The organism is Kitasatospora sp. NPDC052896 (assembly GCF_044547075.1).
Classification (GTDB): Bacteria; Actinomycetota; Actinomycetes; order Streptomycetales; family Streptomycetaceae; genus Kitasatospora.
In genome coordinates this window covers 91,819-117,780 of the sequence record NZ_JBITZU010000015.1, presented here as the reverse complement: position 1 = coordinate 117,780, position 25,962 = coordinate 91,819, and the positions used below count along the sequence as shown (strand labels likewise).

Annotated in this window: 24 protein-coding genes; 18 read left to right on the top strand and 6 right to left on the bottom strand. The window is 72.6% G+C overall.

Annotation, left to right across the window (positions count from 1 at the left end; translation table 11 throughout):
• Window positions 1-126 precede the first annotated feature (126 nt).
• The 5 genes from ACIGXM_RS25945 (at window position 127) to ACIGXM_RS25925 (ending at window position 3,427) form a co-directional block, all read left to right on the top strand.
• A complete protein-coding gene (locus ACIGXM_RS25945) occupies window positions 127-1,734 on the top strand; it encodes a phage tail sheath family protein (protein ID WP_396564818.1) in 1,608 nt (535 codons plus the stop codon).
• Between the two features lie 37 nt (window positions 1,735-1,771).
• The gene (locus ACIGXM_RS25940; RefSeq protein ID WP_396564816.1) at window positions 1,772-2,275 is read left to right on the top strand and encodes a phage tail protein; all 504 of its coding nucleotides are present in this window, start codon (window positions 1,772-1,774) and stop codon (window positions 2,273-2,275) included.
• 69 nt (window positions 2,276-2,344) lie between these two features.
• Complete coding sequence (locus tag ACIGXM_RS25935; RefSeq protein ID WP_396564814.1) at window positions 2,345-2,812, top strand: phage tail protein; 468 nt, start codon at window positions 2,345-2,347, stop codon at window positions 2,810-2,812.
• A 13-nt stretch (window positions 2,813-2,825) separates the two neighbouring features.
• Window positions 2,826-3,251, top strand: a complete 426-nt coding sequence (locus ACIGXM_RS25930; protein WP_396564812.1) for a hypothetical protein — start codon at window positions 2,826-2,828, stop codon at window positions 3,249-3,251.
• The gene (locus ACIGXM_RS25925) at window positions 3,251-3,427 is read left to right on the top strand and encodes a hypothetical protein (RefSeq protein ID WP_396564810.1); all 177 of its coding nucleotides are present in this window, start codon (window positions 3,251-3,253) and stop codon (window positions 3,425-3,427) included. The genes ACIGXM_RS25930 and ACIGXM_RS25925 overlap by 1 nt, the downstream gene beginning before the upstream one ends.
• 836 nt (window positions 3,428-4,263) lie before the next feature.
• Here the strand turns inward: ACIGXM_RS25925 and ACIGXM_RS25920 are convergent.
• Window positions 4,264-4,566 carry a hypothetical protein gene (locus ACIGXM_RS25920; protein WP_396564808.1) on the bottom strand — a complete coding sequence of 101 codons (303 nt, stop codon included), beginning with the start codon at window positions 4,564-4,566 and terminating at the stop codon, window positions 4,264-4,266.
• A 139-nt stretch (window positions 4,567-4,705) separates the two neighbouring features.
• Here ACIGXM_RS25920 and ACIGXM_RS25915 point away from each other — a divergent pair, with 139 nt between their 5' ends.
• From ACIGXM_RS25915 to ACIGXM_RS25860, 12 genes are all read left to right on the top strand, one after another.
• Window positions 4,706-5,614: a DUF4157 domain-containing protein gene (locus ACIGXM_RS25915; protein WP_396564806.1), complete on the top strand. Its 909-nt coding sequence runs from the start codon at window positions 4,706-4,708 to the stop codon at window positions 5,612-5,614.
• An 18-nt stretch (window positions 5,615-5,632) separates the two neighbouring features.
• Window positions 5,633-6,166 (top strand): phage tail protein, encoded by a 534-nt coding sequence (locus tag ACIGXM_RS25910; RefSeq protein WP_396564804.1) that lies wholly within the window; start codon window positions 5,633-5,635, stop codon window positions 6,164-6,166.
• Window positions 6,167-6,200: 34 nt separating this feature from the next.
• Complete coding sequence (locus ACIGXM_RS25905) at window positions 6,201-6,815, top strand: phage tail protein (protein ID WP_396564802.1); 615 nt, start codon at window positions 6,201-6,203, stop codon at window positions 6,813-6,815.
• A gap of 11 nt (window positions 6,816-6,826) precedes the next feature.
• Complete coding sequence (locus tag ACIGXM_RS25900; RefSeq protein WP_396564800.1) at window positions 6,827-7,621, top strand: hypothetical protein; 795 nt, start codon at window positions 6,827-6,829, stop codon at window positions 7,619-7,621.
• The gene (locus ACIGXM_RS25895; protein ID WP_396564798.1) at window positions 7,618-9,465 is read left to right on the top strand and encodes a phage baseplate assembly protein V; all 1,848 of its coding nucleotides are present in this window, start codon (window positions 7,618-7,620) and stop codon (window positions 9,463-9,465) included. The genes ACIGXM_RS25900 and ACIGXM_RS25895 overlap by 4 nt, the downstream gene beginning before the upstream one ends.
• An 8-nt stretch (window positions 9,466-9,473) precedes the next feature.
• Window positions 9,474-9,881 (top strand): GPW/gp25 family protein, encoded by a 408-nt coding sequence (locus ACIGXM_RS25890; RefSeq protein WP_396564796.1) that lies wholly within the window; start codon window positions 9,474-9,476, stop codon window positions 9,879-9,881.
• Window positions 9,881-11,854 (top strand): putative baseplate assembly protein, encoded by a 1,974-nt coding sequence (locus tag ACIGXM_RS25885; protein WP_396564794.1) that lies wholly within the window; start codon window positions 9,881-9,883, stop codon window positions 11,852-11,854. Before ACIGXM_RS25890 ends, ACIGXM_RS25885 begins: the two co-directional genes overlap by 1 nt.
• Entirely contained in the window at window positions 11,854-12,393 is a 540-nt protein-coding gene (locus ACIGXM_RS25880; RefSeq protein ID WP_396564792.1) for a phage tail protein, read from the top strand. The genes ACIGXM_RS25885 and ACIGXM_RS25880 overlap by 1 nt, the downstream gene beginning before the upstream one ends.
• Window positions 12,394-13,190: 797 nt before the next feature.
• Window positions 13,191-14,111 (top strand): NADase-type glycan-binding domain-containing protein, encoded by a 921-nt coding sequence (locus tag ACIGXM_RS25875; RefSeq protein WP_396564790.1) that lies wholly within the window; start codon window positions 13,191-13,193, stop codon window positions 14,109-14,111.
• Window positions 14,112-14,124: 13 nt separating this feature from the next.
• Window positions 14,125-14,559: a hypothetical protein gene (locus ACIGXM_RS25870; RefSeq protein ID WP_396564788.1), complete on the top strand. Its 435-nt coding sequence runs from the start codon at window positions 14,125-14,127 to the stop codon at window positions 14,557-14,559.
• 109 nt (window positions 14,560-14,668) lie between these two features.
• Window positions 14,669-15,505: a hypothetical protein gene (locus ACIGXM_RS25865; RefSeq protein WP_396564786.1), complete on the top strand. Its 837-nt coding sequence runs from the start codon at window positions 14,669-14,671 to the stop codon at window positions 15,503-15,505.
• 19 nt (window positions 15,506-15,524) lie between these two features.
• A complete protein-coding gene (locus tag ACIGXM_RS25860; RefSeq protein WP_396564784.1) occupies window positions 15,525-17,378 on the top strand; it encodes a hypothetical protein in 1,854 nt (617 codons plus the stop codon).
• Here ACIGXM_RS25860 and ACIGXM_RS25855 read toward each other — a convergent pair.
• Genes ACIGXM_RS25855 through ACIGXM_RS25840 form a run of 4 tightly spaced genes read right to left on the bottom strand, consistent with a single transcriptional unit; the run spans window position 17,365 to window position 22,668 of the window.
• Window positions 17,365-17,964, bottom strand: coding sequence for a Pvc16 family protein (locus ACIGXM_RS25855; RefSeq protein ID WP_396564782.1), 600 nt, complete (start codon window positions 17,962-17,964; stop codon window positions 17,365-17,367). The genes ACIGXM_RS25860 and ACIGXM_RS25855 overlap by 14 nt on opposite strands.
• Window positions 17,961-18,578, bottom strand: coding sequence for a ferritin-like domain-containing protein (locus ACIGXM_RS25850; RefSeq protein ID WP_396564780.1), 618 nt, complete (start codon window positions 18,576-18,578; stop codon window positions 17,961-17,963). Before ACIGXM_RS25850 ends, ACIGXM_RS25855 begins: the two co-directional genes overlap by 4 nt.
• On the bottom strand, window positions 18,575-19,141 hold the full coding sequence (locus tag ACIGXM_RS25845) for a ferritin-like domain-containing protein (protein WP_396564778.1): 567 nt from the start codon (window positions 19,139-19,141) through the stop codon (window positions 18,575-18,577). The genes ACIGXM_RS25850 and ACIGXM_RS25845 overlap by 4 nt, the downstream gene beginning before the upstream one ends.
• Window positions 19,138-22,668 (bottom strand): putative Ig domain-containing protein, encoded by a 3,531-nt coding sequence (locus ACIGXM_RS25840; protein ID WP_396564776.1) that lies wholly within the window; start codon window positions 22,666-22,668, stop codon window positions 19,138-19,140. Before ACIGXM_RS25840 ends, ACIGXM_RS25845 begins: the two co-directional genes overlap by 4 nt.
• 314 nt (window positions 22,669-22,982) lie before the next feature.
• Here ACIGXM_RS25840 and ACIGXM_RS25835 point away from each other — a divergent pair, with 314 nt between their 5' ends.
• A complete protein-coding gene (locus ACIGXM_RS25835) occupies window positions 22,983-23,591 on the top strand; it encodes a response regulator transcription factor (RefSeq protein WP_396564774.1) in 609 nt (202 codons plus the stop codon).
• Here the strand turns inward: ACIGXM_RS25835 and ACIGXM_RS25830 are convergent.
• Window positions 23,564-25,621: a LuxR C-terminal-related transcriptional regulator gene (locus ACIGXM_RS25830; RefSeq protein ID WP_396564772.1), complete on the bottom strand. Its 2,058-nt coding sequence runs from the start codon at window positions 25,619-25,621 to the stop codon at window positions 23,564-23,566. The two genes, ACIGXM_RS25835 and ACIGXM_RS25830, sit on opposite strands and share 28 nt — an antisense overlap.
• Window positions 25,622-25,962: the final 341 nt, after the last annotated feature.

Here is a 25,962-nt window from a genome sequence, read left to right as displayed (position 1 = left end):
GCCCGCCGCTCCGGAGCGCACGAGGACCCTGCCCGGCACGCCCGAGACTGATCACCGTCGAGCCGGCTCCCGAGCCGGCAACTCAGCATTCGTATCCCGTGGTTCTGACGGAGGGACAGAAGGACAGTGCCGACCTACCATTCCCCCGGAGTCTATGTCGAGGAAGTCTCGTCGGGCTCCCGGCCCATCGAGGGCGTGGGAACCGCGGTGTGCGCCTTCGTGGGCTTCACCGAACGCGGGGTCCCCAACCAGCCGACGCTGGTGACCAATTGGACGCAGTACACCAAGGCCTTCGGCGGCTTCGTCGACGGTGCGCACCTTCCGCAGGCGGTCTACGGCTACTTCCTCAACGGCGGCGGGGCCGCGTACGTGGTGCGGGTCGGCGCCACCGACACGGGCGAGCCGGAACAGGCGTCCGGCGCCGGCCGGGCGGACCGGGACGCGACGCCGCCCGGCTCCGCCGCGCGGGGCGAACTGCCCGCGGCGGGCGACGGCGACCGTCCGGCGCTGCGGGCCAGGGCGCTGGCCTCCGGGGAGGCGGGCAACGAGCTGAGCGTCGAGATCGCCGACGCGAGCGAGCCCGGCGAGGATCTGTTCAAACTGATCGTCCGTCAGAACGGCAGCGAGACCGAGGCCTTCGACAACCTCACGCTTCGGCGCGGCCCCCGGCACGCCGCCACGGTCGTCAAGGAGTCCTCCCGGCTCATCGTCCTCGACGAGATCAAGGGAGCGTCGGCCCTGGTGCCGGCGAAGGGGGCGCCGGTCGTGCTGAGCGGCGGAGCGTCCTCGCCGGCGCCCGCCGTGGCCGAGGGGCCGTCCCCGGCCCGGATCGCCCCGTCCGACTACGTCGGGGACACCGCCGACCGCACCGGTTTCGCCGGTCTGGAGGCGATCGAGAACGTGACCATGCTCTGCGTCCCCGACCTGATGGCCGCCTACCAGCGCGGGGGCGTGGACCTCGACGGGGTCAAGGCCGTGCAGCTGGCGATGATCGCGCACTGCGAGCTGATGGCGGACCGGGTGGCGATCCTCGACCCGCCGCCGGGGCTCGGCGCCCAGCAGGTCCGGGACTGGCGGGTGGACGTCGCCGGGTACGACTCCAAGTACGCGGCGCTGTACTGGCCTTGGATCAAGGTGATGGACCCGGTCAAGGGCCGGCCGACGCTCGTCCCGCCCAGCGGTCACATCGCCGGGGTGTGGGCGCGCAGCGACGAGACCCGTGGCGTGCACAAGGCCCCGGCCAACGAGGTGGTGCGCGGCGTGGTCGAGCTGGAGACCAACATCACCCGCGGCGAGCACGACCTGCTCAACCCGGTGGCCGTGAACTGCATCCGGGCCTTCCCCGGCCAGGGCATCCGGGTGTGGGGCGCGCGGACGCTCTCCAGCGACCCCGAGTGGCGCTACCTGAACGTGCGCCGGCTCTTCAACTTCGTGGAGAAATCCATTCTCGACGGCACCAACTGGGTCGTCTTCGAACCCAACGACGGCTTCCTGTGGGGTTCGGTGCGCCGCACGATCATCATGTTCCTGCGTCGGGTCTGGCGCAGCGGGGCACTGTTCGGCCGCACGCCGGAGGAGGCGTTCTTCGTCAAGTGCGACGAGGAGAACAACCCTCCGGAGAACCGGGACGCCGGGATCCTCACCGTCGACATCGGGATCGCCCCGGTCAAGCCGGCGGAGTTCATCGTCTTCCGGGTCTCGCAGTACTCGCAGGGCGCGGCTCTGGAGGAGTAGCGGGTGCCAGTCCGAAACGGAGAAGGAACCGAGCGTCATGTCGCCCAAGCCCCAGCGGTTTTCCACCATCGCCTCCGCGCCGATCATCGTGATCACGTCGGACATCCAGATCAACGGCCATCACCTTCAGGACATCGCCTTCCAGGAGCTCGCCGGCATCAACAGCGAGATCGGCATCGAGCAGTACGTCTCGGTGGAACCGGGCGGGTTCATCAACCACAGCAAGCAGTTCGGCCTGACCAGGCCGCCGACGGTCACGCTCAAGCGCGGTAGTGACGAGAGCCTGGTGCTCTGGGGGTGGCACCAGATGGCCCTCCAGGGTGATCCCCGCGCCCGCGCGCCCTGGCTGGGCCTGGACATCTACGGCGGCGGGCTCGCCGCCAAGGCGGACCAGCCGCCGTTGATCAAGTACACCCTCATCAACGCCTGGTGCGCGAAGATCAACGTCTCCTCGGCCAGGGCCGGGGAGGGCTTCGTCACCGAGGACATCGTGATCGCCTGTGACGTGATCTCCCAGGGCGACGGTGACCGGGGCCACTGACGCGGTGCCACCCGGGCAGCGGGCGGACGGCACGGCAGGGTATTCGAACGGAGAGGAGTGACGGGCCAGATGGCGATAGCCAGTGGCAACCCGACGGTGATGAGCGCGTCGACCTTCGTGATCCAGGTGGACGGGATCCAGGTCGCCACGTTCAGCGAGCTGTCCGGAATCAACACCGAGGTCGAATCGGTGGAGTACATCTCCACCGGCCGCGACGGGATCGTGCACACCAAGCAGTACGGCAAGACCAAGCCGCCGACGGTCACGCTCAAGCGGGGCCTCGACACCCAGACGTACATGTGGTCCTGGCACCAGGCGGTGCTCCAGGGCGAGCCCACGGCCCGCAAGACCTGTTCGCTGCAGTTGTTCGGGGCGGCCCAGTCCCCGAAGTCGGGTCAGCCGATCATCACCTACCTGCTGGAGAACGCCTGGCCGTCGAAGCTGGAGATCGGCGGGATGAAGGCCGGCGCGACCGAAGTGGTGACCGAGACGGTGGTGCTGCACTGCGACCAGATCCTGATGCAGCCGGCCGGATGACGGAGGAGAGCCCATGCTGACGCACCCCGCCGCCACCGACACCGAGGGCGCACCGCCCGACTCGGCGGGCCTGATGACCCGGTACCCGTTCGTGCTGCCGCGCGGCTACGTGGACGAGCAGGGCCGCGTGCACCGGGACGGCGTGATGCGCCTGGCGACGGCACGCGACGAGATCACGAGCCAGAGCGATCCGCGGGTCAGGCAGAACCCCGCCTACCTCGGTGTCCTGCTGCTCGCCCGGACGGTGACCCAGCTCGGCTCGGCGCCGGGCGTGGACGCGCTGCTGATCGAGAACCTGTTCGCCTCCGATCTCGCGTTCCTCCAGGACCTCTACCGACGGATCAACCAGGACGGGCACACCGAGGCCGACGTCACCTGCCCGGCCTGCGGGCACGGCTTCGCGGTGGACATCGCCGGTGATGCCCCGGGGGAATCCTGATGTACACGGCCGACCGCCTCTGGGAGGAGGCCGTGTACCTCGCCTACTACCTGCACTGGCCGCTGCGGGACATCCTCGACCTCGAACACCCGGTGCGGGCCCGGGTGATCGAGGAGGTCGGCCGGATCCACACCGGCCTCGACCCGGATGCGGCCGGACCCGCCCGACCCCGCTAGCCCGAACCCGGCGACTGGAGAGGAGACGAGATGCGCTGGCTGCCCCGATGGCGGCGCGACAGGACCCGCGACGCGCGAACCGGCCTCGACCCGCTGCCCGCCCGGGCGTCCGTCCTGCCAAGCGGCCGGGCGCACTGGCGACGGCTCCCCCCGCTCGCCCCGACCGTCCGCCGAGCACCGCTGACCGCGGCGGGCTCGATCGGCGCCCTCGCGGACCACCGGAACCGGCCCCTGATCCCCGTACCGAGCCGCCGGGGAGCCGGTCGGGGTGCGGTCGGCGCGGCGCCCGTCGTGGAGCCGGTCGCCGGCCGGATGACGGGACTGGTCACGGTCCGGGCCGAGGCGTCGCCGGAGCCGGGACCTCCGGTGTCCTCCCCGGCTCCCGTCCGCAGGCGCGCGGCGACGGCGGAGCGCATCTCGACGGACCGGGACCAGGCGGCCCCACAGACGCCTCCCGCGGCTCCGCTCCTCACGCCGCGGGTTCTCGCCTCCCCCGGGCCTCGGCCGAGCCTGACCAAGGCCGTTGACGAGTACCTGGGCGACCCCGAGCCGGACGCCGCGCCGTACGCCGCCTCGGCGTGGCTGCGCATGGTCGAGTCCTACCGCCCGCCGTGGGCGACCGCGGCGGAAGACGACGCACCCGGGACGGAGTTCACGCTGCCGCCGGTTCCCGAAGGCGGCGGTTCGTGGTCGAGCGAGGCGGTTGTCGCGCCGCCCCGGACGCCCGCGAAGGCGCCTGCGGGGACACCTGCGGAGGCACCCGCGGAGGCGGCGAGGCCGACACGCCGTGCCACCCTCGCGGAGAGCCGTCGGCTCGGCCTCGGCCAGCCCGTTCGTCACATCGCGGAGGAGCCGGCTGGGGACTCCTCCGACACGCCCGGGATCCAGGACGGTCCGTCGCCGAACACCCCGGCTCCCCCGGCCGGCTCGGTCCCTGGGCCCAGGTCCGAGGTGAAGCCGGAGCCCGGATCCGAGCCGCGGATCGACGCCGGCACCGACGCGGGCCGGCCGCCCGGCCTCGGCCTCGCGGCGCCGGTCGACCGGCCGGTGAGGCCCTCCCGCTCCATGCCGTCCCCGGCGCCGCGGCCGACCCGTCCGAAGGAGCCGGACCCGAGCTCGCCGGCACCGGACTCCGCCACCGAGGCCGGGCCTTCGCCGCAGCCGCGCCCCGTCCACCCGGCCCGGCCCGTCTACCGCTTCGTTCCCGGCGAGCGGCCGGCTCCGGCGGCGGTGCCGGTATCGCCCCCGACGGCGCCCGCGTTCGCGCCGGTTGCCGCGGTGACCAGGACCGCGACCACGAGCGGTGCGGCGCACCGGCCGCTGACCCATCCGCCACCGCCCAGCCGACCGCAACCGCCCGCCCCGGACCCACCCCCGGACCCGCCGGCCGTCCAGGCCGTCCCCGCCGAACTCGCCGACCTGGTGCGGCGGGCCCAGGGCGTGGACGTCTCGGACGTGCCGATCCACCGCGGGCCCGAGGTGACCGACGAGGCACAGGCGCTCGGTGCGCGTGCCTTCACCCGGGACGGCGAGGTGTTCCTACCCATGGAGGCGGGGCCGCTCGACCAGCCGGTCGCGCACGGCCTGCTCGCGCACGAACTCACCCACGCCGCTCAGCAGCGTGCCCTCGGCCCGGCCCTCCCGCCCGAGGACTCCACCGCCGGCCAGGAGCTGGAGGGCGCTGCCGTGGCGACCGAACGGTGGGCGCGCGGCCTGGGCCCGGACCCGGCCGGGAGCGGCGCGACGCCCTCGACGTCGTGGACCGCGCCGTGGACCGCGCCGAGCGGTGCGCCGTGGACCGCGCCGAGCGGTGCGCCGCCCGTGGCCGGGGTCCAACGACAGCATGGTGACGTGATGACGGCCATGGCCGGATCCGCACACCCGCCGGCGCCGATCGCCGCGGTGCCGGACGCGATGCCGTCCGCGTCCGAGCCACCGGTGCCGGCGCTGACACCGGCACCGGCACCCGCACCGGCAGGGCTGGACGCGGAGCTGATCTCGGCCCGGGACCGGCTCCTCGCGTTGAGCCGCCAGCGTCCGCTCGACCTCGATGACCCGGGCGACATCGAGGAACTGGCGGTCCGTGTCTACCAGAAGATCCACGGTCGGCTCCGGCGCGAGCTCCTGGTCGACCGCGAGCGCGCCGGCCGGCTCAGCGAGGGCGGACCGTTCGGATGGGCGAGATGACGAGATTCGAGGGAACCCATGAGCGTGGCCCGGTCGCCGTTCGGCACCGCCGAGAAGGCCGAGAGCACGGCCGGATCGCTGACGGTCGGCATGACCCACCGGTACGCGGTACTGATCGACAACGTCGCGTACCACCTCGGCGGCTGGTCCCGGGTGACCGGCCTCTCGGTGTCCTGGCAACAGGTCGAGCACCGGGTCGGGGACCGCGGCAACCAGGTCTGGCTCTTCCCCGGTGCCACCCGGTATGAGCCGATCACGCTGAGCCGCGCCGCCGGGCCGTACTCCAGGGTCGTGCAGCACTGGCTGACGCAGACCTCGAAGCAGCCGCAGCCGCAGAGCGGCACGATCCAGCTGGTGGACTTCGCCGGGATCCCGATGGTCCAGTGGCGCCTGAGCGAGTTCTTCCCGATCGCCTGGTCCGTCGACTCCTTCGACGCGGCCGGGGCCAAACCCGCGATCGAGACGCTCAAGCTCGCCCACACCGGCTTCCTCGACGACGACCTGAACTCCTCAGCCCTGTCGCCGACTTCGCCGATGCTCTCGCCGTTCTGACCGTCAACCCCCGAACCAGAAAGGCATCCCGCCAGTGACCACCGCGTCCTTCGCCTCGGCAGCCGGGCAGGGCGGCGGCCAGCTCGGCCTCGCCCTCGCCCCGCTCGGCGGCTCGACCGTGTCCAGCGCGGTGTCGGCGGCACGCGCGGCGTCCGCCGACACCGCGTTCCGGTACTACGGCCTGTCCATGCGCTTCACCGTCACCTTCTCCAACGGCGACGGCATCGACCGGCTCGGCGAATGGTCCTCCTGCAAGGGGCTCAGGGTGGACTTCAGGACCGAGTCGATCAAAGTCGGCGGCGACTACAGCGGTGAGGTGAAGCTGCCCGCCCAGGTGACCTACTCCCCGGTGGTCCTGGAGCGGGCGATGGAACAGCAGACCTCACAGGCGTTGCAGGCCTGGCTCGGCAAGTTGGTCAGGACCTGGATGAACTACGACAAGGAAGGCACCAGCCCGCCGAAGGGGACGGTGAACATCGCCCTGCAGGACGTGCACCAGAAAGTGGTCGCCTCCTGGAGCCTGCGCGACGCGTACCCGGTCTCGTGGAGCGGGCCGGTCCTGGACGCCCGGCAGAACGCGGTCGCCATCGAGACCCTGACCCTCGAGCACGAGGGCTTCCTGCTGCAAACCGCCACCGAACTCGCCTAGGAGCCCGACACATGATCACCCCCCAGATGCTCCAGGCTCAGCGAGACGAACTGCGCAGCACGCCAGCAGCACCCCGGCCGGTCAAGAACGGTACCCCCGCCAGCACGCCGTGGGCGTCCCGCAGGCAGGGCGTCGCGCGGCTCGAACCGGCGGATCGCGACGCCACCGAAGCCGCCGTCGACTTCGACTACAACCCGGCGGCGATCACGATCTCGCACACGGCGCAGGTGGCGACGTCCAACGCGAACAGCAAGACGGGCGAGACCAAGGCCGACGCGAACGTGAGCCTGGCCGCCAACTCCGTCGAGGAACGGGAGCGGGCCAGGGGCACCACGAGCATCACCCTGCGGTCGTTGACCTTCGACGGCAAGCACGTGGCGCGCACCTGCCTGCGCCTGCTCGCCTGGAGCCACTCCGTCCGCGTCCCCGGGGACCCGCAGGCCACCGCGCTGCCCGAGCTGAAGTTCGTCTGGGGGCCCCAGATCTACCTCGTCCACCTCAACCAGGTGACAGCCACCTACACCAGGTTCGGCTGGGACGGGCTACCGGTTCGGGCCACCGTCGATCTGACGCTTCACTCGGTCCCGTCTCTCCCCGGGCCGACCAACCCCAGTTCGGGCGGTCCGTCGGGGCGCCGTACCCATCTGCTCGCCGGCACCGAGAGCCTGCCCGAGCTCGCCACCCGCACCTACGGCGGCCCGGGCCACTGGCGCGAGATCGCCGCGGCGAACCGGTTCGAGGACCCGCTGCGGGTGCGGCCGGGCACGCTCGTGTACCTGCCGGGTGCCCAGGAGGACGGACGATGAACGGAACGACGCACCCTGGCGCCACGATGTGGCCGACGGTGCTGGTCGGCCCGGGCCCGGGCCGGGAACTGCCCGGCGTCGCGGCGAAGTGTCTGGCCCGCACCGAGGTGGACACGCACCTGCTGCTACCGGGGATGTTCACGCTCGCGTTCGATGACCTCACCGGGGCCGCGCTGGACGCGGCCGGCCTGGAGATCGGGGCGCGCGTCCAGGTGCTGGCCCGGCCCGGGAAGGGCGGCCGGCTCATCGTCGGCGAGGTCACCGCCATCGAGGGGTCCTACCAGGGGATGGTCGGGCGGACCCTGGTACGCGGCTACGACCTGTGCCACCGGCTGCAACGGGCGCGCCGGTCCAGGTCGTTCGACGACGTGACCGACTCGGACATCGCCCGGCGGATCGCCCGCGAGGCCGGGCTGCCGGTCGGCGACGACGTCACCGAGACGGAGACCGTCCACGAGCACCTGCTGCAGTGCAACCAGAGCGACTGGGAGTTCCTGGCCCAGCGGGCGGGCGAGATCGGCTTCGAGTTCGGCATGTTCGACGGACTCTTCGGCTTCCGCAGGGCCTCCGTGCTGGCGGAGACCGAAGCGAGCGTGCCGGAACTGGCCATACCCGGCGGGCTGCTGCGCTTCGAACCGCGCGTCACCGCCGGGAATCTGACCCCCGATGTCGAGGTGCGGGTCTGGGACCCGCTGCGGGCGACGCTCTCGGCCGCGTCCCCGGCGCCGACCTCCTCGGCCACCGCCTCCCCGGCGCGTCCGCAGGGCCTGACCGAGGTCGCGGCGCTCTTCCGAGCCGTCGACGATCCCGCGGTCGCGGCCCTGCCCGTGGCGCAGGACCAGGAGGCCGGGGAGGACCTCGGACCCGCACCGAGCCGGACCGCCCATGTCGTCACCACCCTGCCGGTCGGGAACGCCGAGGCAGCGTCGACGGCGCTCGCCGCGTTCGTCGGCGGGACCTTCGCCGAGGCCGAGGGCGACGCGACGGGCGACCCCGCGATCCGCGCCGGCGCCACGGTCAGGGTCTCCGGCATTCCCGACCGGTTCCCCACCACCTGGCTGGTGACCCGCGCCCGGCACGTCTTCGACCTGACGGAGCAGGGCTACCACACCGAGTTCGCCGCCGGCGGTGCGCACGACCGCTCGCTGCTCGGCCTGACCTCCGCCGGCGGCGCCGGCCCGGTCCGGATCCCCGGCCTCGTCTGCGCCGTCGTCGACGACATCGGCGACGAGCACGCCAGGGTGCGGCTGACGCTGCCGTGGCTGTCCACGGAGGTGCGCACGGACTGGGCCCCGGTCGTGCAGTTCGGCGCCGGCCGGCGCAGCGGCGCGATGTTCCTGCCCGAGGTCGGCGACCAGGTCCTGGTCGGGTTCGAGTTCGGCGATCCGCGACGCCCCTACGTGCTCGGCGGCCTCGTCACCGAGCACAGCGCCTACAGCCTCGGCGGGAAGGCGATCCTGAAGGGGCTGGGCGGCGCGGACTCGGCGGTCGCGCGCCGCGGCTTCGTCTCGGCCTCGGGCAACCGGCTGGTGTTCCACGACGACCAGGACGCGGTTCCGAAGCCGGAGTCGCGGATCACGCTCGGCACCGCCGACGGCAAGCTCGGGCTCGGCATAGACGCCGGACGGGGCGCGGTGGAGCTCGGTTGCGAACCCACCGACCCGGCGGGGACGCTCACCATCAGGTGCGGCGATGCCGGGACGATCAACATCCTCACCGGTCAGGCCGGCAAGGTGGTCATCAACAGCGGGAACGAACTGACGCTCAACTCCACGGGCACGCTGACCATCAAGAGTCAGGGCATCGTCTCCGTCTCGGGCGCGTCCGTCTCGCTGGGCGGGTGAGCGCGGCGATGACCGACTTCATCGGCACCGGCTGGTCGTTCCCGTTCGCCATCGAGCCCACCGGCGCGGTGGCCATGGCCTCCGGCACCGCCAGGCTGGAGCAGGCGATGCGGCTGATCCTCGAGACCTATCCGGGGGAACGCCCGATGCGGCCGAAGTTCGGCAGCACCCTGCGGGACTACGTCTTCGACGGGGCGAGCGTCCACAAGGCCGCCGAGATAGCCGACGTGGTCAGGAACGCGATCGAGCAGTGGGAACCGCGCGTCGACGTGGCCGAGGTCGACGTGTACCCCGACGAGGAACACTCCGGCCTGCTCTACATCGACATCCGGTACGTGGTGCCCGGCACCAACAGCCCGCGCAACCTCGTCTTCCCCTTCTACACCATCCCCGAACGTGAGGAGGGCGAGTACTGATGCCCCTGCCGACCCCCGACCTCGACGATCGCCGGTTCCAGGACCTGGTCGACGACGCCAAACGCTTCGTGCAGCGGCGCTGCCCGGAGTGGACCGACCACAACGTCTCCGACCCGGGTGTCACCCTGATCGAGACCTTCGCCCACATGACCGACCAGCTGCTCTACCGGCTCAACCAGGTGCCGGACCGGTTGTACGTCAGCTTCCTGAACCTGATCGGCCTGCGCATGCTCCCGCCCACCCCGGCGCGCGCACCGGTCACCTTCTGGCTCACCAGCCCCGCCCGCGCACGGCTGACCATCGCCGCGGGCGCTCGGGTCGGCACGCAGCGCACGGCCACGGCCGAGTCGGTGGTCTTCACCACCGCCGCGGACCTGGCCGTGGTGCCCTGCACGCTCGCGCGGATCAGGACCGCGGTCGCCCCGGACGCCGGGGACGGAGAGCCGAGCGAGAGCGCGGACCGCTCCCAACTCCTCGCCGAAGGCCGGCCGTTCCCCTCGTTCAGGCCACGGCCGGGGATCGGGGACGCGCTGCTGATCGGCCTGTCCGACCCGGTGCCCGGGTGCGTCGTCCGGCTCGGCTTCCGCGGCCAGGTGGCGGGCGTGGGTGTCAACCCGAAGCATCCGCCGCTGACCTGGGAGGCCTGGACCGGCGACGGCTGGACGGAGTGCGAGGTGGGGCTCGACGAGACCGGGGGCCTGAACACCTCGGGCGCGATCGTCCTGCACGTCCCGGCCGCGCATCGGGCGAGCGTGGTCGACGGCGACCGCGCCGGCTGGATCAGGGCCCGCGTCACCGAACCCGAGGAGGGCCAACCCCCGTACACGGCCTCGCCGGTGATCGACACGCTGACCGTCTGCACGATCGGCGGCACCGTCGAGGCCGTGCACGCCGAGCCGGCCGATCCGGAGGTGCTGGGCCAGGCCGAGGGCGTGCCGGGGCAGCAGTTCCCGCTCCGGCACTCACCCGTGCTGGCCGGCTACGGGCCACCGGTGGTGGAGACCAGCTCACCGGCGGGCTGGGTGGAGTGGACGGAGGTCGAGCACTTCGCCGACAGCGGGCCCACGGACCGGCACTTCACCCTGGACGGGGCGTGCGGGTTGGTCCTGTTCGGCCCGGCGGTGCGCGAGACCGACGGGAGCCTGCGCCGCTACGGCGCCGTGCCCGAGAAGGGCGCCGAGGTGCGCATCCGTGGCTACGCGACCGGGGGCGGTGCCCGGGGGAACGTCGCGGCCGGGTCGATCTGCCGGCTGAAGTCCTCGATCCCGTCGGTCGCCGCCGTCGAGAACCGGCGCCCGGCCCAGGGCGGGGTGGACGGCGAGACCCTCCAGGAGGCGAAGGACCGCGGCCCACTGCTGGTGCGCACCCGGGGGCGCGCGGTGACGGCGGAGGACTACGAGATCCTGACCCGCGAGGCGGCACCGGAGATCGCCCGCGTGCGCTGCGTACCGGCCGGCGGGGACGCGGCCGAGGCCGGCGCCGTCCGGGTGCTGGTGGTACCCGCCGCGGCCGGGCAGGACGGGCGGATCCTGTTCGAGAACCTCGTCCCGCCGGAGCCGACGCTGCGCCGGATCGCCGCCCGGCTCGACCGGGCACGGGTCGTCGGCACCCGCGTGGTGGTGGAGCCGCCGCTCTACCGCGGTGTCACCGTGGTCGCCCAGTTGGTGGCCCGGCCGCGGGTGAACGCCGAGCGGGTGCGCGAGGACGCCCTCGACGTACTGCACCGCTATCTCAACCCGTTGCCGGGCGGCGGGCCGGAGGGCACCGGCTGGCCGTTCGGCCGGCCGGTCCAGGCCGGCGAGATCTTCGGCCGGCTGCAGCAGGTGCCCGGGGTCGAACTGGTCGAGGACGTACGGCTGTTCACCGCCGACCCGGTCACCGGCGTACGCGGCCGGGAGGACCGCCGGATCGACCTCGATGCGAACAGCCTGGTGTTCTCCTACGAGCACCAGGTCAGGGTGGAGGCGCACTGATGCGGCAAGCCGTGGCGGGGTTGGACACGCCGTACCCGATCGGCAGCCTGCTGCCCGCGGTCTTCCAGGAGGATCCGCTGGCGATGCGGTGGACCGCGGCCCTGGACGAGGTGATCGCCCCGGCGATCTCCACCCTGGACTGCCTGGCGGCCTACCTGGACCCGAGGTTGGCGCCCGCGGACTTCGTCCGCTGGCTCGCCGGCTGGCTGGGGACCGTCCTGGACGAGAACTGGCCGCTGCACCGTCAGCGCGCGGCCGTGGCGCACTCCGTGCGGCTCTACCGGCTCAGGGGCACCGCGGAGGGGCTTCGGGCCCTGATCGAGCTGGTCACCGGCGGGGAGGTGGAACTCGTCGAGAACGGCGGGGTGCACTGGTCCACCGCACCCGACTCCGCCCTGCCGGGCGAGCCGACGGCCCGGCTGACGGTCCGGGTGACGGTGCCCAAGGGCGAGCCGGTGGACGTGGCGGCACTGGAGGAGCTGATCGTCGCGGAGAAGCCCGCGCATGTCCCGCACGGGCTGGAGGTCGTGGAACGATGATCGTGTGCCGCAAGTGCGGGTACCGCAACCGGGACGAGGACGCCTTCTGCGGTTCGTGCGGAGGCTTCCTCGAATGGACCGGGGAGAAGCAGACGCCGAAGATCGCGCAGAGCGTGGTCCAGGAGATCGAGCAACAGCAGGAGCAGGAGGCCGCCGCGCCGCGGGTCGGCCTGCTGCAGCGGGCGATCCAAGGTGCGAACACCTTCATCGCCGGGCCGCGGCCCGATCCCACTGGGACCGCCGGGACCGCCGCGCCGGAGCCCAAGGCACCGCCGGGCAGGCCGACTTCGGCTTCGGCCGGCGGTCCGCCGCCACCCCCGCGGCCGGGCGCCGGCGCTCCCCCGCCGAAGCCGAAGTCGGCCGCGCCACCCACTCCGCCGCCACCGCCCGGGCCGAAGTCGGCCGCCCCTCCGCCACCGCCCGGGCCGAAGGCGCCCACGCCTCCGCCACCGCCACCCTCCAAGCCGAAGCCGGCGACACCTCCACCACCGCCACCGCCCGGGCCGAAGGCGCCCACGCCTCCGCCACCGCCACCCTCCAAGCCGAAGCCGGCGACACCTCCACCTCCACCACCGCCCGGGCCGAAGGCGCCCACGCCTCCGCCACCGCCACCCTCCAAGCCGAAGCCGGCGACACCTCCACCTCCACCACCGCCCGGGCCGAAGGCGCCCACGCCTCCGCCGCCACCACCACCCACGGCCCGGCGGTCCGAGGCCGCGGCCCTGGTCGCCCCGGTCGAGCGCCCCGAGCCCGCGGCGAAGGCCACGGACGAGCGGCGCACGCGGCCGGCACCCGCCGTGGTCGACGCCGCCCCGGCACGGGTGCCCGAGGAGATCCACGAACAGGCGCCGCAGATCGCCCGCGCCCGGGCGGTCGCGGTGACCAGGACCGCGTCGAGCCATCGCCTGCAGCCGGGCGACCTGGTGTGCGGCGCGTGCGGGGAGGGCAATCCGCATTCCCGCCGGTTCTGCAGCCGTTGCGGCGCCTCGCTGGTCGAGGCTGCGACGGTCGAGGAGCCGTGGTGGCGCAGATTCGTGCCCAAGCGCGGACCACGAGTGGTCCGGCTCGATCCGGGGCCGGGCGACGGCAAGGCCGGGGGCACGTCCGCGGCGCAGCTCGGCAAGCCCGGGTTCGACCCGAGGTCCGCACTCCGCCAGGCCTACCGCAAGGGCCGCATCGTCGCCGCGGTGGCCGCGCTCTGCGCCGGCACGCTGTACGGCACCTATCCGCCGTTCCGCACCGCGGTCGGCGGCAGGGTGCGGGCCGTCAAGGCGCGGGTCACCGGCGTCTTCGCCGACGAGCTCTCGCCGATCCACGCCGTCAGCGTGACCGCGAACGCCGCACAGCCCGACCACCCCGCGCTGAGCGCCGCCGACGAGTTGCTCAACACGTACTGGCTGGCGCCCTGGTCGGCCTCGCCCGCGCCGACCCTCACCTTCGCCTTCAGCCACCACGTGACGCTGAACAAGATCATCCTGCACTCGGGGGCGAGTGACGCCTACATCCAGGACGGCAGGCCCAGCGAGCTGCGCCTGATGTACTCGAACGGCGAGTCGTTCACCATCCTCCCGAAGGACACCTCGCAGGCCCAGACGTTCTCCATCAGCCACGCGGACCTCATCACCAGCATGCGGATCCAGGTGGGTGCGGTGTACCCGGGCAGCGGCGGATCCACCGTCGCCATCGCCGAGATCGAACTCTTCGGCCTGACGACGTGACGGAGGAGGACGCATGGCCGGCTTCGTCATCAGGACCGGGGACCTGCTGGAGGTGACCCTCCCGGGGACCGTCCTCGTCCCCGAACTCGCGGCGCCGGTACCGCTGACGGGTTCGAGCACGAACGTGACCGTCACCGGGATGCCGGTCTGCCTCCAGGCCGACGAGCTGCCCATGACACTGCGCGAGCCACTGGCGTACACCGCTCCGCCGTTCACCACGCCGGGCACCGGCACCCTGCTGCTGACCCTGCTGCCGGCGAACCTCACCCAGCGAACCACCAACGGAGGCAAGCCACTTCTCCTCAGCGGCGGTTCGTTCCCGGCGGTGTTCACGGTGGAGACGCCCGCCACTCAGCCGACCGTGGCCGGCCCGGTGCCCGACCCGGCGCTCGAAAAGCCGGGCACCGCGCGGTTCATCACCACCAACACCTCGGTGAAGGCGAGCTGACTGAGGGCCAGTTCCCGCCACGCGTACACGAAAGCCCGCTGAATGACGCAGATCACCAACTCGGGGCGTCCCTAGGGTGATTCGGGAACGTGGAAAGGAGATTCCGAGCATGGCCCTGGAAACAGCACATGTCGAGCGGATGATGGAATGGCTGGCGCCCGACAGCCCCGTCAGGTCCGAATTCACCGAAGCCGACGTACTCGTCGAGAAACTGGCGGCGCTGGTGTTCCGGGCCGCGGCGGACTGGCCGACCCAGCCGCAGTGGGCCGACACCTATCGGGACAACCTGCTCGACCGGTTCGCGCAGGACAGCGGCCGCGAGTCCCAGTTCGTCGAGCTGACCGGGCCGGACGCGGCGCCCGGCGTGTTCGTCCAATGGTTCCTGGCCGTGGTGATCGAGTGGGAGAGCCGGGCCGACCAGGACCACGAGCACGACGCGGACGACGCGGACGAGGACGGGGACGAGGAGGGTCGGTACTCCGAGCCGGCCAGGGACGACGACTACGACCACCGGGACCGCGTCTACCAGTGGTACGACGAGGAGAACCAGTCGTGGAACGACCAGACCTGGGCCGACCTGTACGCGGCGCGCAAGCACGCCGCGGCCGGTGAGACGGATACCGGCGAGACGGATGCCGGCGAGGCGGAGCCCGAGTGGGACGAGAACTGGGGGATGTTCTACCGGATCGGTCCCGGAGGCGTGTACGAGTTCGCCGACGCCGTGCGCCCGGGAGAGCGGTCCAGCGGCTGCGGCCCGGTGTGGCTCAGCCACGAGCAGGTGCTCGCCCGCGACGCGCAGCAGGAGGCCGCCGAATCGCTGCACGACTCACTGCTCACCGCGGTCGACTCCGCCTTCGAGGCGAGCCCGGAACTCAAGGACCTGCTCACCGCGGAGGACATCAAGGCCGCCCTCAGGGACGCGGCGAAGCTGCTGATCGACGGATAGAAGCGAGGGGAAGCGATCAATGCCGGAGACGGAAAAGGAACAGGCGCTCCAGAGACTGACGAAGCTGGTCGTGGAGCATTTCGAGCGCAACGGATACGACCACGCACACCGCGACTTCCAGGGTGAGACGTTCTACACGGACATCGTGCGGCTCATCGAGTCCTCCGACCCCGCGCACAAGAACGACGCGGAGGAGCTGGCCACGGAGGCGGTGGCGGACACGCTCGCGGAGGAGATCACGCGCTACGAGGGCGAGGTCGCCCGCTGGCGCGAGCAGTACGACTACCGCATCGCCGTGATCGACCCGGCGGTCACCTTCCTCACCGACCTGGAGAAGTTCGACTTCCTCCGGACGGGGCCGACCGCCGACGATCTGTCCAGCGCCATCGGCACGCTGAAGCGGGACGCCGCGACCCTCAGGCGGAACCTCGCCGAGCTGGAACGGCTCGAAGCCGACCTCAGGACGGCGGCCGACTCGAACGCGGACGGGGCGCCGGCGGTGGAGGAACGACGCCACGCCATCCGCGGTGTGATCAGGCATGTCAAGAAGCTGATGGACGCGATCGTCCAGGCCTCCAACGACATGCAGAGCGTCAGCACGACCGTCCGGCAGCTCATCAAGTCGGAGGCGACCAAGGCGTACTTCGAGGCACACCCGACCGAGGGCATGCAGGTGCTCGCGGTCTGCGACAAGGCCGCCAAGTTCGGGATCGGAGTCGCGAGCGCCGCGACACTCCCCGGCTGGGCCTGGGTCGTGGGACTCGTCGACACCCTGCGCAGCGCCGGTGTCCATGCCGCGCACGAGGGGCTGAAGACCACGGCGGCGCGGGAGTACGAGTCCGAGCACGCCGCCGGTGCGGTCTTCGACGAGCACACCAAGGACCCCACCATGATGGCCAGTGCCCTGCACAGGATGGTCTCGGCCAACGTGGACACCGTCCTGTCCGCCCTCGGCATCGTCGGGCAGAACATCCCGGGCTTCACCGTCATCCGGACCGGGTTCTCGATGGTGGTCGACGCCTGGCTCAAGGAACAGCTCAGGCTCGCCGTGGACGAGATGAAGAAGCTCAAGCCGTCCGAGGGGGGCATCGGAGGGCAGATCACCGCGATCCTCGAGGAGATGCGGGAGAGCGCCGGGGAGGCGATCGGGGACAAGCTCATGGAACCCGAGTTCTGGGCCGGTATCAAACCGGACGTCGAGAAGGACTGGCTGGAAGGACTCGCGAGCCTGGCCCAGCCGTTCGTGGAGCAGATCGTCAAGGTACTGCCGGTCTCCGCCGCGCAACTGGTCACCGGCGAGGACCTCACGAGCGGCGTGGCGGGCGCCTTCACCATGCAGATGATCCCGGAGAAGTACCGCCGGACCCCGACCCCGACCGGTCCGGACGCTCCTCGCATCCACCTGGACGACCAGTCGGCCCGCGGGATCGTCGGCGACTTCACCGGGACGCTGATCGACTCGGACGACTGGAAGACCGAGCCGACCGCGGACCCGGCGAAGGTGTACGCGGCGTTCCACTGCCACAACACCTTGGTCTGGGGGTTCCTCGTCAAGGCGCGGGACGGCGGGCTCGCGACGTGGCACCCGGACAAGGTCGATGGCGCCGAGCTCACCAAGCACGCCTGGGGCAGCCGCCGGCTCACCGACGGGGGCTACGTCGAGAGCGGGAAGACCGCGGTGACCGGCGGCAAGTGGTACGTGCCGACGGCGGCCGCACTGCGCAGCTACTACCTCTACGTCCCCGCGGGCGGCGGACCCGGCGAATGGATCTGGGCGGGCACCACGACGCTGACCGGGGACCGGGCGGCCGACGCCCTCGGGCAGCCCAGGCCGGGCGGCTTCGTCGAGTCCATCGACCTCAAGCCCGAGTAGCACCGGGCAACTGGCGTGCGCCGAGCGCGATCTCACGGGTCGGCGGCGCCAGTTCGGTGACCATCGGCGGGACGACGGGAGCCACCAGGTCCAGCACCAGGTGCGCGCGGGGGACGATCCCGAGGCCCGGCCACAGGCCCTGTGCCGAGTGGCCGGGCTCCTCGTCCGCGCAGCGCAGGAAGGACGGGAGCCCGGCCTCGGCCAGGGCTCCCGTCAGGTGGTCGTCGGCCAGGGTGTCCGCGAGCGTGCAGGCGTCGAGGAGCAGACCGAGCAGACCGTGCTCGTCCAGCGTCGCTTCCGCCCATGCGGTGACCAGGTAGCGGATCCGGTAGTAGCGCGCCGCGGACTGCCTGCCCACCAGCCGCCCCGCGCTGTCGCGCACCTCCGACCAGCCGGCCGTCGCGCTCTGGCCGTCGCGCCGGACGTCGTGGAGGAACGCGCTGACGAACGGGGTGCCGGATCCCCCGTCCCAGCCCGCCCCGGGCGGGTCGAAGCGGACACCGGTGGCCGGCGGCAGGACGCTCCCCAGCCAGCTCGCGAACGAGAGATCCGCGTCCCGCAACACGCCCCACCGCTCCCTTGTCATACCGTCAGTTCGGTGGCCGGCACCGCTTCCGTCGCGCCGAGCAGGCCCAGCACCCCGGACGGTCTGCCGAGCGCACTGCCCAGCGCCGCCGCGTGCATCGCCTCGACGGGCGCGATCGTCGCGGCGGCGGTCAGGGCCGTTCCGCCGCTCGCCAGGCTTCCGGCCGCGGCGGTGTAGGTCTGCGCCGCCTGGTTCTCCAGGTGCTGCACCGCGGCCACCACCGCGTCCAGGTTCGACGCCGCCTTGATGGCACGCATCAGCTGGGCGTGGCCCGACAGCGGGGCTCCGGTGACCACCGGTTCGCGCGCCTCGCGCAGGATCGCGTTCCAGGTGTCGGCGTGCTGGGTGTGGTGCGCCACCGCGGCCCGGACGAACGCGGTCAGCGCGGGGACCGCCGGGCCGAACCTGCCGGCGTGCAGCGCCGCCTGGACGGCCTGGTAGGCGCTCACCGCCTGGTTCTCCAGAGCGGCGGCGAGGGCCACGGTCCGCAGGTCTCCGGAGTACGGCGACGGCCGGGGGCCCGAGTGGGCGCCGCTGCCGCACGCCTCCAGCGTGAGGCCGATGCCGGCGCCGAGTACCCCCCGGGTGAACGACCGCCGGGACAGCCCGCTCATCGCACCTCGCCCTCGTCGATCGCGGAGGACTCCCCGGTGGGGTAGACGACGTGCGGGATGCCCGCCGTCCCGGCCGTGGCCGGGACTGCGCTCGGCCCGGCGTGGCCGCCGTCCAGCAGCGTGCGAAGGACCAGCAGCTCCGCGGCGTGCTGCGCCTCGACCGACGCGATGTTCACGAACAGCGAGCGCAGGCTGCCGCTCTCGGCCAGGGTGGCGAACCGGGTGCAGCTCTGCGCGTTGATGTCTTCCAGCTCGGTGAGCAGGTCGGCCAGCGCCGTCGGATCCGTCATCGTGGCCAGCCTCCCGCGCACGGTCCCGGCGTACCGCGCGTCGGGTGCGTGCTGTTCGGCCCCACCCGCCGTGCCGAGGGCCTGGTTGAAGGCCTGCGCGTGCGCGCGGTGGTGATCCGTGTTGCGGGTGAGCAGGGCGCGCAGTTGGGCGCTCCCGTTCACCACGAAGGGCAGGCCGGCCGCGGTGGTGCAGGACTCGACGGCGAGGTTCGCCAGCGCCGCGCCCGTCTGGAGCACCAGCACGTCGAGCGGGGGCTCCGGTGGCGTGGTCATTGCGCACCTCCAGCGGTCGGAGTCGGAGTCGGGGTCGGGGAAGGGGCGGGCGCGGTGGGGATCGACTCCCGGTACTGGGCGGTGATCGTGTTCCCGGTGCCGGGCTCGGTGGAGGTGACCGTCACGGTGAAGGTCAGCGGGGAGCCGTCAAGGTGGTCGAGTGTTCCGCTCAGCGTCCCGGTGGTGGGATCGATCCGGTCGCAGTGCGCGGTGTCCTCGCACGGCAGGCCGTCGGCGGAGTACGTGTACGTCCCGCTGCCGTAGCCCCCGGTCGGCTCCGCGGCTGTCAGCTCGAAGCTCAGCGGGGAACCCGCGGTCTGGGTCGGCGGGTTGGTGTCGAACCGCACGGACAGCTGGGGGACCGTCATCGTCAGCTTCACCGTCGTCGGGACGGACTCGCCCAGGGAGTCCCTGACCGTCACCACACCCGTGTCCTGCACGGCACAGGTGGTCGTCGCGGGCTGCTCGGTGACGGGCTGGCGCACGGCGTCCGTGCACTGCCAGTCCGGTGTCCCGGACAGCTGTCCGGTCGAGGAGTCGAGCGAGATCCCGTCGATGCTCCGGGTCTTCCCGTCGGTCTGGGCCCAGCCGAAGCCGTACGGCCCCGTGCCTCCGGTCGGCTGGATCCTCCACTGGAACTGCGTGCCGGCCCTGCCGCTCCAGTCGTACTCGCCGGGCGCGTTCAACGGGTTGACGACCACGATGGTCAGCTGGGTGTTCTTCGTCATCGTGGCGTCGGTCCTGTCGGTCACCACCAGGGAGAACTGGTACGTCCCAGCGGCGGCGGACGACTGGACCGTGCCGGAGATCGCCCCGGCGGGGCCGAGCTGGAGACCGGCTGGCAGCGAGCCGCCGGTGATCGTCCAGTTGTACTGGCCCGAGCCACCGCTCACGTCAGGCGTGGCCGTCTGGTAGCCCTGCCCCAGGATCGCGGTGGGCGGCGCGGACACATGGAACGCCAGCGGGTCGACCACCGTCAGCGACACGCCGAGGCTGGTGGCCTGCCGAGGGGGTCCTGCGTCCGTGACGGAGACGGTGATCGTCGCGGATCCGGGCGCCGTCGGTGTGCCGCTGATGACGCCGGTGGCGGGATTCAGGCTGAGGCCGCTCGGCAGGGTCGTCGGGTCGACGGACCAGGTGTAGGGGGCGGTGCCGCCGACCGCCGTGAGGGGCTGCGAGAGCGACTGCCCGGTCAGGGCCTTGGGCAGCGAGGCCGTGGTGATCTGCAGCGATCCGACCACCGTGATCGTCACGGACTGGGTGACCGTCAGTGGCGGCGTGCTCGAATCGGTCGACCGCACGCTGAACGTGAAGCTGCCCGTCCTGCTCGGGCGGCCGCTGATCGTTCCGTCGGTCGCGAGGCTCAGGTCCGGTGGCAGCGTGCCCATCGGCGTCCACACGTACGGCTCGGCACCGCCCGCCGCGGTCAGCTTCGTCTGGTACGACAGGTTGATCGCCGCCGTGGGCACGCTGGACGTGGTGATGGCGAAGCCGGTGACCACCCGCACGGTGTAGGCCTGGTCGGCGGTGCGACCGGGCTGGCCGGCGTCGGTGGCGCGCACGGTGAAGGTCGCGGAGCCGGCTCCCAGTGGTGTTCCGCTGAGCACGCCGGAGGCCGCGTCGAGCGTGAGCCCCTTCGGCAGCGCGCCGGAGGAGATGGACCAGGTGTACGGCTCGGTCCCGCCCGCCGCGTTCATCGTCTGCGAGTACGGCGCGGCGGTGACCGCGTCCGGCAGCGTGAGGGTGCTGATCTGCAACGGCTGGGCGACGGTCAGGGACAGGTGCTGAGTGGCCGTCTGGCTCGGGTTGGCCGAATCCGTCACCTGTGCGGTGAGGTTGAAGGTGCCGGCCGTGCTCGGGGTGCCGCTGATCGCCCCCGTGGCCGGGTCGAGGCTCAGCCCGTCCGGGAGCGTGCCCTGGCCCGGCGCGAGCGACCAGCGGAAGGGCGCGGTCCCCTGGACGGCGGTGAGCGTCTGCGAGTACGCGGTGCCCGTGGTCGCGCCCGGCAGTGACGAGCTCTGCACGGCGAGGGCGTCGACCACGGTCAGGTCGAGCGCCTTGGTGGCGAACAGGCCGGGCGTCGTGGCGTCGGCCAGGTGCAGGGTCAGCGAGGTCCTCCCCGCGACGGTCGGGGTGCCGCTGATGATCCCGGTGTCGGGGGAGAGCGAGAGCCCCGGCGGCAGCGAGCCGGAACTGACCGACCAGGTGTAGGAGCCGGTGCCGCCGGTGCCGCCGAGGGCCTGGGAGTACGCCTTGCCGAGCGCGGCCTCGGGCAGCACGGCCGTGGTCACGGACACCGGGCCCACCACGGTGACCTGGACCGAGCCGGCCGGGACCGCCTGGTCGGCCGGGCTCGCCGGGGCGGCCGAGGAGAGCGCGTCGGCCGGGCTCGCGGACGCGGCCGGGGAGGGCGCGTCGGCTGCCGGGGACGCCGTACTCGTGACACCGGTCGCCGTGATGGTCGCCGTGCCGGGGCTGAGCCCGGTGACCGTGCCGTCCGGGGCGACCCTCGCGACGTTGGGGGCCGAGGAGGTCCACACGACCTTGGGGAGGGCGCCGGTGCCCTGCGCGAAGGTGCCGGTGACCATGGCCGGTTCGGTCGTCCCCGCGACGACGGTCGGCGAGGCCAGTTTGACCACCAGGGCCGTCGGCGCGGCGGGCGTGGCGCTCGATGCGGGGCTCGCCTTGGCACTCGCCATGGCGCTGGCCGCCGCGTCCGCGGCGGACTTCGCGGAGCCCGCCGCGTTCTGCGCGTTCGCCGCCTCGGACGCGGCGGAGTGCACGACCGGTTTGAGCACGGTGAACCAGAGCGCGAACAGCAGGCCGCAGGCCACCACCGCGATGCCGAGCAGCGGCAGCAGCCACTCGGGCAGCGTCTGCTTCTCCAGCATCACGCCCTCGGCCTTCGCCGCCTCGCCCCGCTCCGGCAGTGCGGAGACCTCGAACGGCAGGGTGCGGTTGGGCCCCTTGAGGAAGGTGCGACGCGGCACGGCTTTCAGGCGTACGAAGGTCGCGGTGCCCGGCGGTGCGACGAAGACCGCGGGCTTCGTCCGGAAGCCGAGCCGGTTCTCCGGGTCGAGGGTGTCGACCCTGATCCGCTCGGGCCGGTTGCCACGGTTCTCCACCACCAGCTTGAACCGCGCCGAGCGCCGTCCGGTCGAGCTCTTCGGCACCAACTGCGTGCCGAGGTCGCCGAACTCGCCGACCCGGACGGTGCCCTCCTCGATGCGCGAGCCCTCCGGGTCCTCGGTCGACATCGCGCGCAGGCCGAACCGCACCTCGCCGGGGGCCAGCGAGGCCGTTCGCGGCGGTCGGAAGGCGATCCGGACCTGAACGGCCGCGCCCGGCAGCAGATTGACCTGCGCGGGTTCGACGTGCGCCCAATCGGCCGTGTCGCCGAGCACGTCGAGCAGAACGCGGTCGACCACCATCCCGGTGTTCTCCAGGCGCAGGACGCACACGGCCTCCTCGCCCGGCACGACCTCGACCGCCTCACTGCGGTCCTCGAAGACGACGGACACTCCCATCGGTCCGGTCCCCTTCCTCGTCCTGGTGGCGCGGGATTCGAGCGTCCCGCCGTGGCTGATCAGCCTGGCAGCGCGGGTGGCCGGGCTCTTGCGCGAACTGGCAGCGAAGAGCGCAGTGTTGACCGGCGTACCGGCGTGCGACGTCCGCGGCGTGGCGTTGCCACTTCCGGCGGCATCCGGTGCGCGCTTAGGCACCGCCTAGGGGTGTCCCTAGTCGACAGCACTCGCCAGAGCATGGTCAATTTGTGACGGGCGTCGCACGGCGCACGCACCAGACCAGACCGTGGAGGTCACTCTTGGAATGCCGGATACCGGTGTCGATCCACGCCGACGACCCCATCACCCGGGCGGGGTTGGCAACCGAGCTGCGCCAGTGCACCGAGATCGAGCTGGTCGATCCGCCGCTGGGCGGCTCGGCCCGGGTCGTGGTGTTCGCACTCGACGCGGTGACGGCACCGGCCCTCGAACTGATCCGGGCGGCGCGCACACGGGACGGGGCGCAGGCCGTGCTCGTCGTCTCCACGCTGTCCGACGACGACCTGCTGACCGTCGTCGAGTCCGGCGCCTGCTCGGTGCTGTGGCGATGGGAGGCCACGGCCACCTGGCTGACCCAGGCGGTGGTCAGGGCCGCCGCGGGCGACGCGGCGCTGCCGTCCGATCTGCTGACCCGGCTGCTCAGGCAGGTGGGCCGACTCCAGCAGCACGTGCTGCGCCCGCAGGGCCTCTCGTTGGGAGGGCTCTCCGACCGCGAACGCCAGGTGCTGCGGCTGGCCGCCGACGGCTTCGGCACCGACGAGATCGCCTTCGAACTCGCCTACTCCAAACGCACCGTGAGCAATGTGCTGCACGACATCACGGCCCGGTACCAACTGCGCAACCGCACGCACGCGGTCGCCTACGCCATCCGCGAGGGCTTGATCTGACGGGCCACCAGCCCTTCCAGAGCCGGGAGTTCGGCTCTGAGTTGGCGGCGCGAAGCGATGCCGAGCTTGGCGAAGACGTTTCCCAGGTGGTACTCGACCGTCTTGGCGCTCACGAACAGGTCGCGGGCGATCTGCTGGTTCGTCATGCCCTCGGCGGCGAGCCGCGCGATTCGGTACTGGTGCTCGGTCAGCGTGACGGGTGCGCGGCCCACCGGCCCGACGTCCCGTCCCCCGGCGCCGGCCGTGGCCCGGGGAGCCGGCCCGCCGGTGTCCGCCAGCTGCCGCAGGCACCGGTCCGCGAACGGCCGCGCGCCGAGGTCGGCGAAGCGGTCGTACGCGGACAGCAGCCACCGGGTGGCCGACTTCCGGCGGCGCGCGGCCAACAGCAGCCTGCCGTAGTCGTGTTCGAGCTGGGCGCGGCTGAACGGCGCGTCCTCGTCGGCCGGTTGCTCGACCACCCCCGCCAGCTGCTCGGCCGCCGCGGCCGGGCCGTGCTCGGCGGCCGCGAGCCTGGCCCCGAGCCTGGTCAGGTCCGCCGTCGGACGGGCACCTGGCCCGGTGGCGGCCTGCCACGTGGCGAGGGCGGTGTGCGCCGCGGCGATCCGGCCGGTCTCGATCAGCGCCTCGACGTACAGGGGGCGCCACCACAGCTGGTACGGGGCGAACGTCGCCGGCTGCGCGGCCACCGGGGCGAGCGCGGTCAGCACCCAGCCGGGCTCCCCGCGCGACTGGGCCAGCCTCGCCGCGGCCAGCGCCGGGAACACCGCGTGGTGGGCCGAGCCCACTTCACGCTGGTCCCGGCTCACCGCGTCCAGTCGCTCGGCGGCCGCGGCCCAGTCGCCGCGCAGAGCTCTGATGCCGACCGTCAGCGCGGCGGCCGGGACGGCCGCGCGCCGGTCGTTGCGCGCCTCGGCCACCCGGATCGCCTCGCGGGCCTCGCGCAACGCGGCTCGCCAGTCGCCGAGTTGGAAGAGCGCGTAGCCGAGGTAGGCGTACGACAGCGACAGCACCGGCTCGGCCGGGCCGTCCGACGAGCGCGGGACGCGTTGCAGCTCGCTGATGGCCTCCGCCGGCCGGCCGCTCTGCACCAGCCACATGCCGCGCGCCCACCGCAGGATGCCGTGCCCGGGCCGCTCCGCCTGTGCCGCACCGAGTTCGGGTGCGAGAGACTCCAGCCGGCGCAGCGAGGCCTCCACCGACTGCGCGATCCTGCCGTGCGCGTCCGCCGCGAAGTACACGGCCCACGCCCGGGATTCCTCCGAGAGCCCGTCCTGCGCCAGCAGGGAGGTGGCGGCCCGCTGCTCGGCCTCGTGCTCCCCGGTGTCCGCGTGCAGGGCGGCGGCGGCGAGCTCCACGGCCGCGCGGGCCGGGGCGGGACGGTCCGCCGCGAGCACCCGGGCCTGGTCGAGCAGCGCGTGTGCGGCCTCGTGCCGCGCCTCGCGCGCGGCGAGCCGGCCGAGGAACAGGTTGCGCTCGACGCTCGGCTCCAGCAGGGCGAGCCGCTGTCCGAGCGCCACCGTCCAGCCGGCCGTGGGCATCCGCTCTCCCCAGCGGGCCGCCTCCAGCAGCCTCCGCTGCCGGGCCGGTCCGTCCGCCGAGACGTCGGCGGACCACAGCAGGAGCGTCCCGGCCCGTTCGGTGTCCCCGGCGCTGTGGTAGCGCCTCGCCTCGTCCGCCAACCGCGCGGCGAGCTCCGGGTCGCGCCGGCGGGCGCCGAGCAGGGTGTGCCGGAACCCGTCGACGCCGCCGACCTGTTCGGCCGCGGCGAGGTGCATGTCCCGGCGCAGCGGCGTGGGCAGGTTCCAGTACACGACATCGCGCAGGGCCTGGGAGTCGATGCCGACCGGTTCGGTGAGGCCGTGCGGGAACCAGGTGACGAAACCGGCGTCGATCAGGTCCTCCAGCGCGGCGCTGGAATCCTGCACGTCCGCGATGGCGGCGAGGATCGGCAGCGGAGTTCTCCGATTCACCACGGACATCGCGGCGAGCAGCCGCAGGCTCGGCTCGGGCAACTCGTCGAGCGTGCGCATGATTCCCCGGTACAGCGCTTCCCGCCGCAACTCTCCGAGCGCCTCGGGCTCCCCGTCCGCCGGGGCCGAACCGGCCCAATGGGGCCGCGGAACGGGGTCGACGGAAATACTCAAGACCTTCTCCTTTTCCGCGTAATGTGCGGCAACTATGTCGATCTGCCGGCGGATTCGCAAGGACGTCTCGAAGCCCCATTCCACGGATTATTTCCGGTACTTCTTCCGGTCAGGTTTCCCCCGTTCCTTCCTGGTGCGTCGGTCACTCGGGTGTTCTGCTGTCCCCACCACCTCGCTCGACCTGAAAGGACGAGACACCTGGCAGACCTGACCGCTCGTACTCCGCA

Bases quoted from the DNA above. Each gene is read 5' to 3' on its own strand.
- ACIGXM_RS25885 (WP_396564794.1), top strand. From the start codon at position 9,881: ATGCCCCTGCCGACCCCCGACCTCGACGATCGCCGGTTCCAGGACCTG.
- ACIGXM_RS25830 (WP_396564772.1), bottom strand. From the start codon at position 25,621: ATGCGCACGCTCGACGAGTTGCCCGAGCCGAGCCTGCGGCTGCTCGCC.
- ACIGXM_RS25930 (WP_396564812.1), top strand. From the start codon at position 2,826: ATGCTGACGCACCCCGCCGCCACCGACACCGAGGGCGCACCGCCCGAC.
- ACIGXM_RS25850 (WP_396564780.1), bottom strand. From the start codon at position 18,578: ATGAGCGGGCTGTCCCGGCGGTCGTTCACCCGGGGGGTACTCGGCGCC.
- ACIGXM_RS25925 (WP_396564810.1), top strand. From the start codon at position 3,251: ATGTACACGGCCGACCGCCTCTGGGAGGAGGCCGTGTACCTCGCCTAC.
- ACIGXM_RS25880 (WP_396564792.1), top strand. From the start codon at position 11,854: ATGCGGCAAGCCGTGGCGGGGTTGGACACGCCGTACCCGATCGGCAGC.
- ACIGXM_RS25890 (WP_396564796.1), top strand. From the start codon at position 9,474: ATGACCGACTTCATCGGCACCGGCTGGTCGTTCCCGTTCGCCATCGAG.
- ACIGXM_RS25845 (WP_396564778.1), bottom strand. From the start codon at position 19,141: ATGACCACGCCACCGGAGCCCCCGCTCGACGTGCTGGTGCTCCAGACG.
- ACIGXM_RS25855 (WP_396564782.1), bottom strand. From the start codon at position 17,964: ATGACAAGGGAGCGGTGGGGCGTGTTGCGGGACGCGGATCTCTCGTTC.
- ACIGXM_RS25860 (WP_396564784.1), top strand. From the start codon at position 15,525: ATGCCGGAGACGGAAAAGGAACAGGCGCTCCAGAGACTGACGAAGCTG.
- ACIGXM_RS25865 (WP_396564786.1), top strand. From the start codon at position 14,669: ATGGCCCTGGAAACAGCACATGTCGAGCGGATGATGGAATGGCTGGCG.
- ACIGXM_RS25900 (WP_396564800.1), top strand. From the start codon at position 6,827: ATGATCACCCCCCAGATGCTCCAGGCTCAGCGAGACGAACTGCGCAGC.
- ACIGXM_RS25870 (WP_396564788.1), top strand. From the start codon at position 14,125: ATGGCCGGCTTCGTCATCAGGACCGGGGACCTGCTGGAGGTGACCCTC.
- ACIGXM_RS25840 (WP_396564776.1), bottom strand. From the start codon at position 22,668: ATGGGAGTGTCCGTCGTCTTCGAGGACCGCAGTGAGGCGGTCGAGGTC.
- ACIGXM_RS25935 (WP_396564814.1), top strand. From the start codon at position 2,345: ATGGCGATAGCCAGTGGCAACCCGACGGTGATGAGCGCGTCGACCTTC.
- ACIGXM_RS25940 (WP_396564816.1), top strand. From the start codon at position 1,772: ATGTCGCCCAAGCCCCAGCGGTTTTCCACCATCGCCTCCGCGCCGATC.
- ACIGXM_RS25895 (WP_396564798.1), top strand. From the start codon at position 7,618: ATGAACGGAACGACGCACCCTGGCGCCACGATGTGGCCGACGGTGCTG.
- ACIGXM_RS25910 (WP_396564804.1), top strand. From the start codon at position 5,633: ATGAGCGTGGCCCGGTCGCCGTTCGGCACCGCCGAGAAGGCCGAGAGC.